Raw genomic sequence first — 15,131 nt, 5'->3', positions numbered from 1 at the left:
CTACCGGGCGGCGCGGGGCGGGCCTACCGGCTCGCGCTGTGGTTTGCGCGCCTCGTCGGCGGGTATGACCGCGTGTGCCGGGGCGCGCAGGCCCGGGCATTCCAAGGCGTCCGGGAGGGAGCGCTTGGGCAACATGGGAGCTTTGTCGTATTCGCCTGCTGCGGCCTCACCGCCGGTGGGGACGGCCTGGCCAGGCAGTGGCGACTTCGGCGAGTGGCGGTCGAACGTCCGGCGGATGGTTTTGGTCGAGGTCTCCGACTTCGTCGCCCAGCGACGCGCCGCCGAACTCGACAGGACCGGTATCGAAGCGGTAGGCGAGGTCCTGGCCGACTTCGTCTCGGGCGGTAAGTGCCTGCGCTCGACGTTCATGTACCTGGGGTGGCTGTGCGGTGCGCCGCCCGACGCGGCGGCGCTGCGGGCCGCGGCGAGTTTCGAGCTGGTGCACGCCTTCGCGCTGCTGCAAGACGATGTCATGGACTGCTCGGACGTGCGGCGCGGGCGTCCGTCGGCGCATCGGCAATTCGAGCAGTGGCACGCAGAGCGCGGATTACCCGGCCCCTCGGGGCGATTCGGCGAGTCGGCCGCCATCCTGCTCGGAGACCTGTGCCTGATCTGGGCCGAACAGATGCTGCGCGACAGCGGGGTCGACCCCCGGCGGCTGCAATGGGCGTGGCCACGCTATGACGCGATGCGCACCGAGCTCGCCGTGGGACAGTTCGCCGATTTGACCAACGACGCGCGGCAGGCGCCCGGGCTGGAATTCGTGCTCGAGGTGGCACGGCGTAAATCGGGCAACTACACGGTGCGCCGGCCCCTCGAGATCGGCGCGGCGATGGCCGGCGGCGATGCGTGCATGCTGTCCGGCCTGGGCCGCTACGGCCGCGCCGTCGGCGAGGCGTTTCAGCTCCGCGATGACGTGCTCGGCGTCTTCGGGTCCCCGGCGGTGACCGGTAAGCCTGGCGCGGGAGATCTGCGCGAGCGCAAGGCAACCAGCGTCGTGGTGGCCGCCCACCAGCTGGCAGATCCGTCGGCGCGGCGTGAACTCACCGACCTGGCGAATCGCGAAACGCTCGAGGACGACGCGATCGACAGGTGGAAAGCCCTGATCATCGAGACCGGGGCCGTGGGGCTGATCGAACAGATGATCAGCGACCGCGTCGCCTCTGCGCGCGCCCACCTCGGCGACTTGTCGATCGAGGAACCCGTCCGCGTCGCGCTGGCCGAAATGGCCGCGGTCTGTACGGATCGCGCCGTATGAGTACTGCCGACTCGGGAGCCCGCTGACCATGCGCGCCATCGAAGGACGCACCGACCACGTCGTGGTGATAGGCGCCGGCCTGGCCGGACTGTCCGCGGCGCTGCACCTGGCCGGTCGGGGGCGCGCGGTCACGGTGGTGGAACGTGAGCCATGGCCGGGCGGGCGGGCCGGCCGCCTCGACGTCGACGGGTACCGGATCGACACCGGGCCAACGGTGCTCACGATGCCGGACATCATCGACGAGACATTCGCGGCCGTCGGCGAGACCCGGTCCGACCGGCTCGAGCTGTTGACGGTCGATCCCGCCTACCGCGCCGTCTTCGCCGACGGCAGCGCGCTGGACGTGCACAGCGACGCGGACCGGATGGCCGAGGCGATCGCCGAATTCGCCGGCTCCGGGCAGGCGGCGGGCTACCGGCGGCTGCGAAAGTGGCTGACGAGGTTGTACCGCACCGAATTCGACGGTTTCATCAGCGCCAATTTCGATTCCCCGCTCTCGCTTCTCACGCCGCAGCTGGCACAGCTGACGGCGATCGGCGGCTTCCGCAAGTGGGACCGCATGGTCAAGCGGTACATCAGCGATTCGCGGCTGCAGCGGATCTTCACCTTCCAGTCGCTGTATGCCGGGGTGGCGCCGCGCGACGCCCTGGCGGTCTACGCGGTCATCGCCTACATGGACACCATCTCGGGCGTGGTGTTTCCGCGCGGCGGCGTGCGCGCGCTGCCGGATGCGCTGGCCGCGGCGGCCGCCGATGCCGGTGTCCGATTCTGTTACGGCGCAACCGTTACCGCGCTCGAACAAGCCGCCGGGCGGGTCAGGGCCGTCGTCACCGAACGGACCGGGCGCATCCCCTGCGACGCGGTGGTGCTGACCACCGAACTGCCCCAGACCTACGCGCTGCTGGGCCGCACACCGCGCCGCGCCGTGCGGCTACGAGCCTCGCCATCGGCGGTGGTGGCTCATCTGGGCTGCCCCGCGATCGCCCCCGAAACGGCCCACCACACGATCCTGTTCGGCGAGGCATGGGATCGGACCTTCACCGACATCATCCGCGACGGCCGGCTCATGGCCGATCCGTCGTTGCTGGTGACCCGTCCGACCGCCGGCGACCCGGCCCTGGCTCCCGAGGGACGCGACCTGCTCTACGTCCTGGCCCCGGCACCGAACCTGGAGCGGGGCACCATCGATTGGTCGCGGGCCGGCGCCGCCTACGCCGCCGACCTCATCGCGCACGTCGCGGACCGGTTGCTGCCCGGATTACGGCAAGACGCAACGGTTCTCGACGTCGTCACACCCGCCGACTGGGCCCAGCAGGGCATGGCGGCCGGCAGCCCGTTTGCGCTGGCCCACACTTTCGGCCAGACCGGCCCGTTCCGCCCGGCCAACATGGTCCGCGGCATCGACAACGCGGTGCTCGCCGGGTCCTCCACGGTGCCCGGCGTCGGCGTGCCGACCACCCTGATCTCCGGGCGACTCGCCGCCGACCGCATCACCGGGGCCGCGACACGGTCGACCGCCAGCCTCGACATGAAAGCCGGTTTGCCATGATGCGCAGCGAATTGGCCGCGGCCGGCATCGACGATCCGCGGCTGCGCGACGGATATCGCCGGTGCCGCGAACTCAATGCCGCCCACGGCCGCACCTTCTTCCTGGCCACCCGGCTGCTCGCGCCCGACCAACGGCCGCCCGTGCACGCGCTGTACGGCTTCGCCCGCTACGCCGACGACATCCTCGACGACCTCGATCCGCAGGTGGACGTTTCCAGTCGCGGCAGGAGGCTGGAGCAACTGTCCGAGCGATTCTTCTCCAATGGCGCCCACCTGGAAGATCCGCTGGTGGCGGCGGTTACCCACACAGCACGGCGCTACCGGATCGACTCCGGGCTGTTCGAGGACTTCCTGACGTCGATGCGCATGGATCTCACGGTCACCGACTATCCCGACCGCAAAGCGCTCAACCGCTACATGCGAGGATCCGCGGAAGCGATTGGGCTGCAAGTACTCCCGATCCTGGGAACCGTGACGCCGGTCAAGGAGGCCGCGCCCTACGCCGCGGCGCTGGGCCGGGCCTTCCAGCTCACCAACTTCCTGCGCGACGTCGACGAAGATCTGGTGCGCGGCCGCGTGTACCTGCCGGCCGACGAACTCGCCGCCGACGGAGTCGATCGGGAGCTGTTGGCGTGGTGTCACACGCACCGCCGTACCGACCCGCGGGTGCGCCGCGCCCTGGTCGCGCAACACGAAATCGCCCGCCAGACCTACCGATTCGCGACGGCGGGAATCGCCACGCTCGCGCGTCGCTCGCGGCCGTGCGTGGCCACGGCGGCCGCCCTGTACGGAGAAATCCTGGACTGCATCGAAAGGAGCGAATTCGCGGTGTTCGACCACCGGGCCACCGTGGGCAGGGCTCGACGGCTTCGGGTCGCCGGTGCCGGACTGCTACGGTCGTGGCGGGCGCGAAATGGCGAGCGGGACGATCTCAACTCGGGGGCCGCATGAGCGATCGGTGGCAATACCTCATGGTCCTGGCCGCATGCCTGCTGATCACCGTGCCGCTGGAGACGTTGGGCCCCGGCGTCTACCGACAGTGGCGTCGCCTCATCAGGGCGGTGCTGCCGGTCGCGGCGATGTTCCTGATCTGGGATGAAATCGCCGTCGCCGCGCGTGTGTGGACCTATGACGGCGCATACCTCAGCGGCCTGAGCATCCCGTTCCGGGTGCCGATCGAAGAGGTGCTGTTCTTTCTCGTCATTCCGGTGTGCGCGCTGCTGACCTACAACGCCGTAAGCGCCATCCTGGCGCGGGTGCAGCGTCGATGACCGGTCTCGGCTACACCCTGCCCGCCGCGCTGGCGGTATTCGCCGTCTGCGCACTGGAATTGGCGGTGCTGCGAACCGGACTTTTTCGCCGGCCCGCCTACTGGCTGTCGATGCTGATCGTCCTCGGATTCCAGATCCCGGTCGACGGATGGCTGACGAAACTGAGCTCGCCGATCGTCATCTACGACGACCGGCAGCTGAGCGGGGTCCGTTTCCCGTTCGACATCCCGGTCGAAGACTTCCTGTTCGGCTTCGCGTTGGTCACCGCGGTGCTGCTGCTGTGGGAACGGCAACGTGCGCGCCGGTGACGCGGGGCACGCCCCCGGCGACCTGGCGGCCGCGTTCGACGCCGGCGCCGCGGCCTACGACCGGCTGGTCGGCGCCAGCCCGGGCTACCACGCGCAGCTGCTGTTGTCGGCCCGCCGGATGCGAATTCCGCACCATGGCAAGGGCTTACGGTTACTCGACGCCGGCTGCGGAACGGGCGCTTCGACGGCCGCCCTGCTCGCCGTCGCGCCTGAAGCCGACATCGTCGCCGTGGACGCATCGCGCGGAATGCTCGACGAGGCGCGCACCAAGGACTGGCCCGCCACGGTGCGTTTCGTCCACAGCCCGGTCGAACAGCTGGCAGAACGGGGGATCACCGGGCCGTTCGACGGCATCCTGGCCGCCTACCTGATCCGCAACGTCGCCCACCGCGACGACCAACTGCGCAGGTTCCGCATGCTATTGCGCCCGGGCGGCACCCTGGCGGTGCACGAGTATTCGGTGCGCGACTCCCCCGCCGCCACCGGCATCTGGCACGCCGTCTGCTGGGGCATCATCATCCCGTCCGGGTGGTGGCGCACCCGGGACACCTCGCTGTATCGCTACCTGTGGCGTAGCGTGCTGGCCTTCGACGGCGCCGCGCGCTTCCGGACCCGCCTCGCCGAGGCCGGCTTCACCGGCGTGCACAGCGAGACGATGCCCGGCTGGGAAGCCAACATCGTGCACACCTTCCTCGCGGACGCGCCGTCATGACCGCGCTGCCCACCGATCGGCGCCGCCGAACAGTGCCCGCACCAACGGGTTTGCCCGACGCCGGCGCGCTGCCGGCACGCCCGCGGGTCGCCGTCGTCGGCGGCGGCATCGCCGGACTGACCGCCGCCACCGGACTCGCTGAGCGCGGCGTCGCCGTCGACGTCATCGAACGCGAGCATTACCTCGGCGGGCGGGTCGGCGGCTGGACCGAGCACGACGGCGGCGCCGAGCTCGCAATGAACCGCGGCTTCCACGCGTTCTTCCGGCAGTATTACAACTTGCGCGCCCTGCTGACCCGGATCGATCCACGATTGCGGATGCTCAATCCCGTCGAGGACTACCCGCTCATCGACGGCATGGGACGGCGCGACAGCTTCCGCGGGCTACCGCGCACGCCGCCCTGGAACGCCGTCGTGTTCGCGGCGCGCAGCCCGACGTTTCGGCTTCGCGACTTCACCCGCATCGACGCCCGCGCCGCCGCGCCACTGGCCGCGGTGTCGGTGCCCGGCACCTACGATCTCCTCGACCACATCGACGCCGCGGCGTTCCTCGAGGACATCCGATTCCCCGAGGCCGCACGGCATCTGGCGTTCGAAGTGTTCTCCCGCAGCTTCTTCGCCGACCCCGCCAAGCTGTCCGCGGCCGAGTTGGCGACCATGTTCCACATCTACTTCCTGGGATCGGCCGAGGGGCTGATCTTCGACGTTCCGTGCGCCAATTACGACCGCGCGTTGTGGCAGCCCTTGTGCGGCTACCTCGAAGGGCGCGGGGCACGGTTCCGGCTCGGCACCAGCGTTTTGAGCATCGACACCGACTCGGCAAGACGCTTTCGCGTGCACACCGATTCCGGCGAGCAACTCGATGTGGATGCGGTGGTGCTGGCCACCGATATCGCGGGTCTACAGCGGCTCGTCGCGGCCTCGGGCGGCCTGGGCACCGATGACTGGCGGGCCCAGATCTCGCGGCTGCGTACCGCGCCGCCGTTCGCCGTGCATCGGTTCTGGCTCGACCGTCCCGTCTCGGCGCGGCGGCCGGCGTTTCTGGGAACGTCCGGGCACAAGCCGCTGGACAATGTCAGCGTGTTGGAACGCTACGAACGCGAGGCCCGCACGTGGGCGCGCGCACAGCGCGGCTCGGTGGTCGAATTGCATTCCTACGCACTGGATTCGGCGCCGTCACGCGCGGCAGCGCTACATCAGCTGCACACCGTGTACCCGGAAACGGCCGCGGCGCAGATCGTTCACGAGCGGCTGCTGCATCGCGGCGACTGTCCGCTGTTCGCGCCGGGCTCCTATGCGGACCGCCCCGCGGTGATCACTCCCGCGCCGGGCCTGGTGCTGGCCGGCGACGCCATCCGGATCGACCTGCCGGTGGCGCTCATGGAGCGCGCCGCCACCACCGGCTGGTGCGCGGCGAACCAACTCCTGAAGCGCTGGGGACTGGCCGGGCACCCGTTGGCCACGGTGCCCACCCAGGGCCGGTCGCCCCTGCTGCGATGGCTTGCCTCCCGTGAAAAGACAGTCCGGCGATGACTATTCGCGGCCAGCTGCACAACCTACGGGTCCGGTCCAAAGATTGGCCCCTGCAGGTGATCCCGTGGGTGTCGTGGGCCGATCAGCGCCCGACCTACCGCGATGCACAACCCGCCATCATCGAGGCCGCGCTGCGACGCTCCCAGCACAGACCGACCGGGAATTGGTACGTATTCGCCGCCAGCCGGCAGGTTGCCCGCGACCGGCCGTTCGGCGCGCGTGTCGCCGGCGTCGAGGTCGTCGCCTGGCGCGACGAGCAGCGCCGGCTTTGCGTGGGCCCGCGCAGTTGCCCACACCTGGGGGCCGACCTCGCCACCGGAACCGTGCGCCGGGGCACGCTGGTGTGCCGGTGGCACGGGCTGACCCTGGACGGGCACGCGCGTGAATTCGGTTGGAGCCCACTGCCCAGCCACGACGACGGCACCCTGGCCTGGGTGCGGCTCGACGCGGTCGGGCGGGAGGCACCACTGGAGCGGCCGGTGATTGCGGAACGGCCGACCGGCATCACCTTGGCCGCCGTCGCCCGCATGGAGGGCGTCTGCGAGCCCACCGACATCATCGCCAACCGGCTCGATCCGTGGCACGGCGCTTGGTTTCACCCGTACTCGTTCACCCGGCTCGAGGTGCTCACCACGCCGACCGAGCACGCCGACCGCTTCCTGGTCGCCGTGACCTTCCGGATGGGACGCCTGGGCGTGCCGGTTGTCGCGGAATTCAGCTGCCCGGAGGCACGCACGATCGTGATGCGCATCGTGGATGGGGAGGGGGCGGGCAGCGTGGTCGAAACCCATGCCACCCCAGTCGGTTTAGGCACCGACGGTCAACCCCGCACCGCCGTCCTGGAAGCCACCATCGCGCATTCGGGGCGGCCCGGGTTCAAGCGGGCTACCCGGGTGGCGCCGCTGATCACGCCGCTCATGCGCATCGCGTCCAGCAGGCTCTGGCGCGACGACCTCGAATACGCCGAGCGCCGCTATCAGGTCCGCGCGGCTCGCGGGTGATTCAGCGCGGTGCCCGTGCAAGAATCGTCGGATCAGCTCCGCACCTGGGCCCGCCTCGGCCGGCACGAGGCGCTACGCCGCCGCGGTCGCAGCGACCGTCGGCGCGCACCTTGCGTACCTGCTCTACGTGCCCAGCGGCGGCTTTCTCGCATTGCGCTGGCCGCGCACCATGGCGCTGCACGTGCCGGCGGTCGGTTGGGGCATTGCCGTCGTTGCGCTCAGCCTCCCGTGCCCGTTGACGACGCTGGAAGCCTGGGCCCGCCGTCGCGCGGAGATGGATCCGCTGCCGACCTCGGGCTTCATCGAACATTATGTCGCAGGTTATTTCGTGCCGACTGGGCGCATCGGTGCCGCGCAGGCCTTGGCGTTCAGCGCGGCCGGCGCGTCATGGTGCGTGCTCGCGCGGCGCACCCTGCGATCCCGGGCGCGGGGCGTCGGCGCGGACGGCTGAGCGCCGCCACAATAGCCACCCGGTGGCCAGCACCACCGCCGCCAACACGATCGCGGCGGGCCACAGGGCCAGTTCGGCAAGCCACAAACGCCGTTGCAGGCGCAGCACTTTGCGCTGCGCGCCCCGCAGGCGCTGCGACGTCTCGATCACGGTCATCGCCCATCACATACCCGGGGCCCACCCGTTCAAACCACGGGCCGCCGCGGTGATTGGGCACAACTACTTGACTATTAAATAAATGAACCGTATCTGCGATTCGGCGCCCAGCTCAGCGGGAATGCCATAGCGGAATGCGGGGGGAGGAAGGCCATGAGCTTGCACAGCAGCGGCGACGGCGTCATTGAGGCGGTGGGAAAAGTCACCGAGGCGCTGGAAACCATCGAGCGCGCCCGGGGACACCTGTACTCCTTTCACCAACTCACCGGCCACGCCGACCTGCAGCTCGACGCGGCGGTGTCGCGCTTGCACGAACTCGGGCACTCCGGTCTGGCCCAACACATCAGCAGCGAGCTGATCGGGCGCAACGTCCTCCCGGGACGCTGGAGCTTTCAGGTGATCGAAGACTACGACGACGGCTATTACCGCTGCTTCACGGAGATCGAACAGCTGGTGCGGACCCGACTCGCCGGCGGCCAGCGCCACCGCTACGAGATGGCGATGAAAGAGGACCGGCGCACCGCGGGCCACCCCGCTCACACCGCGTCCCCCAACGACGGATCGACGAAAGGTGAAATCCTATGAGCAACAGAAACTTCGACAAGGGCGACAAGGTCGAGTGGCGGAGCCATGGCACGATGGTCCGCGGCACCGTCGAGGGCGAGATCACCTCGGATACCGAGGCCGCCGGGCGCACGGTGCGCGCCTCCCAAGACCAGCCGCAGTACAAGGTGCGCAGCGACAAGACGGGCGCGGATGCCGTGCACAAGCCGGACGCGCTGCGTCGCGCGGACTGATTCGTATCGAGGGGTCATTCGATGACAGAGGACGAGGACACCACCTGGGACCGCTTTCACGAGACGGTGAACATGACCGCACGTGAGCTGGAAAAGTGGCTCGCCACAGAACAGTCGAACGCCGTGGGGCAAAAGCGGGGCGAGAGCGAGTCGACCGGTCATGCCAGCGGGCGGCGCATCATCGAGATACTCAGGGCGAAGCGAACCGACCTCACCGAGGCCGACTACGCGCACATGCGCAAAGTCGTGGGCTACGCCAGGCGTCACCTGGCGCAACGTCCAGAGGGCAACATCGACGAGAGTCCCTGGCGCTACTCGTTGATGAACTGGGGTCACGACCCCGCGAAGTCGTGACACCGCCGCCGACCACCGGCTAAGCCACGGTGATCCGGTAGGGGTGCCGTAGGCTGATGGCCACCGACTGGACCAGGCCGCGCGCAGCGGTCCCGAAACGCAGGTCGGCGTGTCTTGCAAGAAGGATGCGGGTAAGTGACCAAGCGCGGCGCCGCTGAGCGGCGAACGGACCGAGCCGAACTCGAGAAGTTGATGTCGGCCGACATGCGCGCGATCACGGCGCAGTCCGACCGCATCGGCCGGCACTTCGCGCGGCAAAACGAGGTCAGCGGCACCGACTTCCACGCACTGCTGCACATCATGGTCGCCGAAACCGCCGGAACACCTTTGACGGCGGCGCAATTGCGGAGGCGCATGGATGTGTCGCCCGCCGCGATCACCTATCTGGTGGACCGCATGATCGGCGCCGGGCACGTCCGGCGCGAACCGGACCCACAGGACCGCCGCAAGACGCTGCTGCGCTACGAGAAACCGGGCATGGCGCTGGCACGCTCATTCTTCACGCCGCTGGGCGCCGAGTTGCATACCGCTCTCGCCGACCTGCCCGACCGTGACTTGGTCGCCGCGCACCGGGTTTTCGCGGCGATGATCGAGGCGATGTCCACCTTCGAATCCACGCTCACCGCACCGGCTCCCAACCGGCCGGCCGCCCCCGAGGGGAAGCGCGCCCCGGCGAAAGGTCGCGGCAGCACCGTGCGTTGAGACGTTCCGGTCCGGCTAGTGCACCGGGCGCTCGACGGTGCGGCCCAGCAGCCGCCGCTCGATCAGATCCGCGCCGCGGGCCACACCTCCGGTGGCGGCGAAGCCGGCGGCGACGCGGCGCGCCCCGTCCGCCATTGTCATTGCTTGACGCACCTTCGCTTTCAGCCGCGCCGGTGTGAGCTTTTTCGCCCTCAGCCGGGTGCCGCACCGGGCGATCTCCACGCGCCGGGCGACTTCGGCCTGATCGCGGGCGAAGGGGACGACACAGACCGGCACGCCCCGGTCGAGGGCCTTTAGTGTGCTCCCCATTCCGCCGTGCGTGATTGCGCAGGCGGCCTTCTTCAGGATGGCGGCGTGAGGCACGAACCGGCATATCGTCGCGTTGTCGGGTCGCGGCAGATCGGCGGGTATGCCCGCCGGAAACGTCGCGACGACGTGTACGTCCTCGTCGGCCAGCGCGCGCAAGGCGATTCGCCCCAGCGGTTCGTCGGCCTGCCGCAGCGACGAGGTGTTCACCAGCACGACGGGCCGGTCGAGGTCATCGATCCAATCGGGTGCCACGGTCTCGGTGGGCTCGAATACGCATGCGCCGATGTGGTGCACCACATCGCGCCATCCGGGATGCCGATACTCGAAAGGCTCCCCTCCGACCGCCAGCATGAGCGGCGCGCGGCGCATGAAGCCGTCCACCGAAGTCACCGGTGGCAAGCCCAGCTGTGCGCGAATTGCGTTGACGCGCGGCAGCATTGGCCGGTCGAACAGGTACCTGACGATCGGGCGCACGGTCGCGTCCCGCAAGTCGCCGACGACGCCCGGCAGGGGCCGCAGCCCGGGACCGAACGGCGGCACGCCCCGGGAGCGCAGGTACGGGGTGAACGGCGAAAACAGCGACCACGGGATTTCCCCGGCGTCAGCGGCCGACAGGGCGCCCCAGCAGTTCGCGTCCACGATGACCGCATCCGGCCGAACCTCGGCCACGGCACGACGTAGCTCGTCGACCTCGAACACCGCTCGACGGCACAGCACATCGACCGATGAGGTCAAGACCTCCAACGCGTTTCGCGCCTGCCAGTCCTTCCCGGCAATCGCCTCGATTCGCGGATCGACGGGTGCGGCGTGCACGCCAACCGAGCGCATCATCGAGACGCCGCCCGCCATGGTGCGCACATGAACGTCGTGACCCCGCCGGGCGAGTTCGGCCAGCAGGGCGCCGACCGGCAGCAGATGCCCGAGTGCCGGCGAGCCGTACGCGAGGATGACAGCCACGCCGCGCGAATCTACGTTTCGCGGACGAGGTCGACATCGCGCAGCGCCGCAAGGTCGGCCGCACCGCAGCCATGCAGGCAAACCCGAAGCTCATCGATGAACGGCTGCAGCCAATCCACCACGGCGGCGGCGGATTCGATCGCGGCCGGCAGCAGCGGCCGGGCCACCGCGATGACGTCGGCACCCAAGGCGATCGCCTTGGCCGCGTCCATCCCGCTACGAATTCCACCGGAAGCCACCAGCGGGATCGCCGGTAGCACCTCGCGCACCTCCACGACCGCCCGCGCGGTAGGGATACCCCAATCGGCCAACTCCGGATAGCGCAGTTCGCCGTAACGCACGAACTGTTCGACCCGAGACCACGATGTGCCGCCGGCGCCCGCCACGTCGATCCCGGCAACCGGGAACTTGCCTTCGGGCCTGAGAAGTTCCGCCACCGCGGCGCCGCCGATGCCGTGGCCGACCTCCTTGAGCAGCATCGGATGGTCGAGGGCGTCGGCCGCCTCTCGCAGCCGGGTTAGCGATCCGGAGAAGTCGGTGTCGCCGTTGTGCTGCATCGCTTCCTGCAACGGATTGGTGTGCACGGCCAGGGCATCCGCGCCTACGCGATCGAGCGCCTTTGCCAGGTCCGGCACCGCCGCGGGGGCCAGTTGGGACAGACCGATGTTGCCGAACAGCAAGACATCTGGGGCCACATCACGAACGGTGAAGCTGTCCGCGGCGCGCTCGCCCAGCGCGCTGTCCAACATGATCCGCTGCGAGCCGAGCATCATGCCGACACCCAGCTGTTGCGCGGCGGCGGCCAGATTCCGGTTGATCGTCCCCGACAGCTCGGCGCCCCCGGTCATCGCGCCGATGAGGATCGGACACCGCAGGTCGACGCCGAAAAACGTGGTGGACAGGTCGATGTCGCCCAGGTTGGTCTGCGTGAGGGCGTTATACGGCAGGTGATATCGGTCCAGCCCGGTGGTGACCCCGTCATAGCCGACCGGCTCGCTCAGGCACACGTCGATGTGCCGCCGCTTGCGATCCTTCATCGCCCCGCGGTCAGCAGTCATCGCCGGCCACCCGTCGCGTCCATAATGTCCATAGTGCCCCCTTATGCGCACCGCCATCGAGACCGTGTGGCGAGGCGTCATTTCAGTTGATTAATGTTTAACAAACTGAAAGGCTTGCATTCGTGGTGTGGGAACCCTTGGCCGGCGCTGTCACGGGTCGACGCTCGTGGCTGCTCGCGCTGGTCGCGGCCCTACTGGGCGTGGGCTTCATGGTTTTCATCGGCGAGAACGCGGCGGCGGGCCAATCACCCCGTTCGCTTCCCGACGACTCAGCGTCCGCCGAAGTCGACGCGCTGTCGCGGCAGTTCCCCGGGGGCGAGAGCGCGCCGCTGATCGTGGTCGTCAGCCGCGGAGACGGCGCGGTGCTGAGCCGCTCCGACGTCGCCGCCGCCAGGCATGCCCGCGATCACGCCCGGGCCGCCGCGCAAGCCGGCGCGGGCGGCGGCGTGCCGCCGGCGCTGCCGTCGCACGACGGCAAGGCCGTCCTGGGCATCGTGCCGATCAGCGCAAGCCTGTCGGGGCTCGCCCTCGACCACACGGTCACCGCGCTGCGCACCGCCGCGGCGACCGGCCTGCCCGCCGATCTGCGGGTTCACGTCACGGGCGGCCCGGCGTTCGGCGCCGACATCGCCAGCGCCTTCACCAACGCCAACGTCACGTTGCTCGCCGTGACGACGGCGGTGGTGGCGCTGCTGCTGGTCGCCACCTACCGGTCCCCGGTGTTGTGGCTGGTCCCTTTGCTCGTCGTCGGATTCGCCGATCGGGTGGCCGCCGCGGTCGGTACGGCGGTGGCGTCGCTGACCGGGTTGAGCTTCGACGGCGCGACGTCCGGCATCACCAGCGTGCTGGTGTTCGGGGCGGGCACCAATTACGCCCTCTTGTTGATCTCTCGGTATCGCCAAGAGCTCCGCCGCCACACCGGGCACCGTGACGCCTTGCGTCACGCCGTGCGCCGGGCGGGCCCGACCATCGTCGCCAGCAATGCCACCGTGGTGCTGGCCCTGCTCACCCTGCTGTTCGCCGCCACCCCGAGCACGCGCAGTCTGGGCGCGCTGGCGGCGTGCGGCCTCGCGGTCGCCGCGGTGTCGGTGCTGGTGATCCTGCCTCCGCTGCTCGCCGTGTGCGGCCGCCGATTGTTCTGGCCGTTCATCCCGCACGCCGGCGACGACGCGTCCCGGGATTTCGGTGCCTGGCACCGCGTTGCGGAATGGGTGGCCCGTCGCCCCGCACTGGTCGCGGCGGTCGCGATCGCGGTTCTGGCCGCGCTGGGCACGGGCTTGTGGGGAACCCGGATCGGGCTGTCGCAGACCGAGCAGTTCCGCGTGCACGCGGACTCGGTGTCCGGTTACATGGTTGTGGCGCAACACTTCCCGGCCGGCCTGGCCAACCCGACGCTGGTTGTCGCCCCCACCGCCCACGCGCCGGCCGTCGTGCAGGCGATCGGGGCCACACCCGGTGTCGTCTCGGTGACGGAGTCCGGCCGTTCGGATACGGGGCTGACGAAATGGTCGGTGGTGATCGACGCGCCGCCGTCCTCCAGCCAGGCGTTCGGCATCGTTGCCGCACTGCGGGATTCGACCCGGGCCGCCGACCCCGGCGCGCTGGTGGGCGGGGCCGACGCGCAGGCCCTCGACATCCGGGATGCGGCCACGCATGACCGCACGCTGCTGATTCCGGCGATCCTGGCCGTCATCCTGGTCGTCCTCTACGTGTTGCTGCGATCCGCCCTCGCCCCGCCGACCCTGCTGGCGGCGACGATCCTGGGCGCCCTGGCCGCGTTGGGCATGGGCGGCTGGGCGAGTATCCACGTTTTCGGCTTTCCGGCACTGGACAACACCACCCCGTTGTTCGCCTTCCTGTTCCTGGCCGCCCTCGGCGTGGACTACACCATCTTTTTGGTCACCCGCGCCCGCGAGGAGGCCGCGGGCCACGGCGCCCGCGACGGGATGGTGCGTGCCGTCTCGGCGACGGGCGGCGTAATCACCAGCGCGGGAATCGTTTTGGCCGCCGTGTTCTGCGTGCTCGCAGTGTTGCCGTTGATCGTCCTGACGCAGTTGGGAATCATCGTCGGCCTGGGCATCCTGCTCGACACGTTCGTGGTGCGCACGCTGGTCATCCCGGCATTGTTCGCCCTCATCGGCGACCGGATCTGGTGGCCCACCGGACCCGCACACACCGAACCCGTTGAACAGCAAGCGGATCGGCCCCGACACGAACGGAGCACACCGTGAACAAATCCATCTTGGGTGCGACAACCGTGGGCGTCGCCGCAACCGCGGCCGCCGGCAGCATCGCCAGCGCCGACGCCACCTCGCGGTGGTATGCGCGGATTCGCAAGCCCGCTTATCAGCCGCCCCGCGCCGCCTTCCCCACCGTGTGGACCACGCTCTACGTGGACATCGCGGCCACGTCGGCGGTGGCCCTCGACCGGTTTCGCGCAACCGGGCGCCACGACAAGGCGCGCGGCTACGCCGCCGCGCTGGTGTTAAATCTGCTCCTGAACGCCGGGTGGAGTTGGCTTTTCTTTCGGTACCGCAAGCTCGGCGCGGCCGCGATAGGTGCCGCGGCGCTGACGGCCAGCAGCGCCGACCTGGTCAGGCGCACGGCCGAAGCCACCCCTCGAGGCGCGCTGGCGCTCCTGCCCTATCCGGTGTGGTGCGGCTTCGCGACCGTGCTGTCCACCCACATCTGGCGGCTCAACCGCTAGGGGTCGAACA

The 15,131-nt window shown here is 69.6% G+C and carries 18 protein-coding genes; 15 read left to right on the top strand and 3 right to left on the bottom strand.

Features of this window, described 5'->3' with window-relative positions; all coding sequences use genetic code 11:
• The first annotated feature begins 133 nt into the window (after window positions 1-133).
• From ACZ50Z_RS02695 to ACZ50Z_RS02655, 9 genes are all read left to right on the top strand, one after another.
• The gene (locus tag ACZ50Z_RS02695; protein ID WP_464482158.1) at window positions 134-1,258 is read left to right on the top strand and encodes a polyprenyl synthetase family protein; all 1,125 of its coding nucleotides are present in this window, start codon (window positions 134-136) and stop codon (window positions 1,256-1,258) included.
• A gap of 28 nt (window positions 1,259-1,286) precedes the next feature.
• Window positions 1,287-2,807 carry a phytoene desaturase family protein gene (gene crtI, locus ACZ50Z_RS02690; protein ID WP_464482157.1) on the top strand — a complete coding sequence of 507 codons (1,521 nt, stop codon included), beginning with the start codon at window positions 1,287-1,289 and terminating at the stop codon, window positions 2,805-2,807.
• Window positions 2,804-3,757: a phytoene/squalene synthase family protein gene (locus ACZ50Z_RS02685; RefSeq protein ID WP_464482156.1), complete on the top strand. Its 954-nt coding sequence runs from the start codon at window positions 2,804-2,806 to the stop codon at window positions 3,755-3,757. The genes crtI and ACZ50Z_RS02685 overlap by 4 nt, the downstream gene beginning before the upstream one ends.
• Window positions 3,754-4,077 (top strand): lycopene cyclase domain-containing protein, encoded by a 324-nt coding sequence (locus tag ACZ50Z_RS02680; RefSeq protein WP_464482155.1) that lies wholly within the window; start codon window positions 3,754-3,756, stop codon window positions 4,075-4,077. The genes ACZ50Z_RS02685 and ACZ50Z_RS02680 overlap by 4 nt, the downstream gene beginning before the upstream one ends.
• Window positions 4,074-4,385 (top strand): lycopene cyclase domain-containing protein, encoded by a 312-nt coding sequence (locus ACZ50Z_RS02675; RefSeq protein ID WP_464482154.1) that lies wholly within the window; start codon window positions 4,074-4,076, stop codon window positions 4,383-4,385. The genes ACZ50Z_RS02680 and ACZ50Z_RS02675 overlap by 4 nt, the downstream gene beginning before the upstream one ends.
• Complete coding sequence (locus ACZ50Z_RS02670; RefSeq protein WP_464482153.1) at window positions 4,372-5,097, top strand: class I SAM-dependent methyltransferase; 726 nt, start codon at window positions 4,372-4,374, stop codon at window positions 5,095-5,097. The genes ACZ50Z_RS02675 and ACZ50Z_RS02670 overlap by 14 nt, the downstream gene beginning before the upstream one ends.
• The gene (locus ACZ50Z_RS02665; protein ID WP_464482152.1) at window positions 5,094-6,629 is read left to right on the top strand and encodes a hydroxysqualene dehydroxylase; all 1,536 of its coding nucleotides are present in this window, start codon (window positions 5,094-5,096) and stop codon (window positions 6,627-6,629) included. The genes ACZ50Z_RS02670 and ACZ50Z_RS02665 overlap by 4 nt, the downstream gene beginning before the upstream one ends.
• Window positions 6,626-7,630, top strand: a complete 1,005-nt coding sequence (locus ACZ50Z_RS02660; protein WP_464482151.1) for a DUF5914 domain-containing protein — start codon at window positions 6,626-6,628, stop codon at window positions 7,628-7,630. Before ACZ50Z_RS02665 ends, ACZ50Z_RS02660 begins: the two co-directional genes overlap by 4 nt.
• A gap of 127 nt (window positions 7,631-7,757) precedes the next feature.
• A complete protein-coding gene (locus ACZ50Z_RS02655; RefSeq protein WP_464482150.1) occupies window positions 7,758-8,081 on the top strand; it encodes a DUF2784 domain-containing protein in 324 nt (107 codons plus the stop codon).
• Here ACZ50Z_RS02655 and ACZ50Z_RS02650 read toward each other — a convergent pair.
• On the bottom strand, window positions 8,016-8,237 hold the full coding sequence (locus tag ACZ50Z_RS02650) for a hypothetical protein (protein ID WP_464482149.1): 222 nt from the start codon (window positions 8,235-8,237) through the stop codon (window positions 8,016-8,018). The genes ACZ50Z_RS02655 and ACZ50Z_RS02650 overlap by 66 nt on opposite strands.
• 153 nt (window positions 8,238-8,390) lie before the next feature.
• Between ACZ50Z_RS02650 and ACZ50Z_RS02645 the strand changes: the two genes are divergently transcribed.
• From ACZ50Z_RS02645 to ACZ50Z_RS02630, 4 genes are all read left to right on the top strand, one after another.
• Window positions 8,391-8,822 (top strand): hypothetical protein, encoded by a 432-nt coding sequence (locus tag ACZ50Z_RS02645; RefSeq protein WP_464482148.1) that lies wholly within the window; start codon window positions 8,391-8,393, stop codon window positions 8,820-8,822.
• Window positions 8,819-9,034 (top strand): hypervirulence associated TUDOR domain-containing protein, encoded by a 216-nt coding sequence (locus ACZ50Z_RS02640; protein ID WP_464482147.1) that lies wholly within the window; start codon window positions 8,819-8,821, stop codon window positions 9,032-9,034. The genes ACZ50Z_RS02645 and ACZ50Z_RS02640 overlap by 4 nt, the downstream gene beginning before the upstream one ends.
• 21 nt (window positions 9,035-9,055) lie before the next feature.
• Entirely contained in the window at window positions 9,056-9,388 is a 333-nt protein-coding gene (locus tag ACZ50Z_RS02635) for a DUF3140 domain-containing protein (protein WP_464482146.1), read from the top strand.
• Window positions 9,389-9,523: 135 nt separating this feature from the next.
• A complete protein-coding gene (locus ACZ50Z_RS02630) occupies window positions 9,524-10,090 on the top strand; it encodes a MarR family winged helix-turn-helix transcriptional regulator (RefSeq protein WP_464482145.1) in 567 nt (188 codons plus the stop codon).
• 15 nt (window positions 10,091-10,105) lie between these two features.
• Here ACZ50Z_RS02630 and ACZ50Z_RS02625 read toward each other — a convergent pair whose 3' ends face one another.
• On the bottom strand, window positions 10,106-11,356 hold the full coding sequence (locus tag ACZ50Z_RS02625) for a glycosyltransferase (RefSeq protein WP_464482144.1): 1,251 nt from the start codon (window positions 11,354-11,356) through the stop codon (window positions 10,106-10,108).
• A gap of 11 nt (window positions 11,357-11,367) precedes the next feature.
• A complete protein-coding gene (gene fni / locus ACZ50Z_RS02620) occupies window positions 11,368-12,414 on the bottom strand; it encodes a type 2 isopentenyl-diphosphate Delta-isomerase (protein ID WP_464482143.1) in 1,047 nt (348 codons plus the stop codon).
• 122 nt (window positions 12,415-12,536) lie between these two features.
• Between fni and ACZ50Z_RS02615 the strand changes: the two genes are divergently transcribed.
• The gene (locus ACZ50Z_RS02615) at window positions 12,537-14,645 is read left to right on the top strand and encodes an MMPL family transporter (protein WP_464482142.1); all 2,109 of its coding nucleotides are present in this window, start codon (window positions 12,537-12,539) and stop codon (window positions 14,643-14,645) included.
• Window positions 14,642-15,121, top strand: coding sequence for a TspO/MBR family protein (locus ACZ50Z_RS02610; protein WP_464482141.1), 480 nt, complete (start codon window positions 14,642-14,644; stop codon window positions 15,119-15,121). The genes ACZ50Z_RS02615 and ACZ50Z_RS02610 overlap by 4 nt, the downstream gene beginning before the upstream one ends.
• Window positions 15,122-15,131 lie beyond the last annotated feature (10 nt).

This window comes from Mycobacterium sp. NTMscope_MAC_269 (assembly GCF_976985695.1).
Note: the sequence above shows the minus strand (reverse complement) of the source record. Positions and strands in the feature narration are given on the sequence as shown.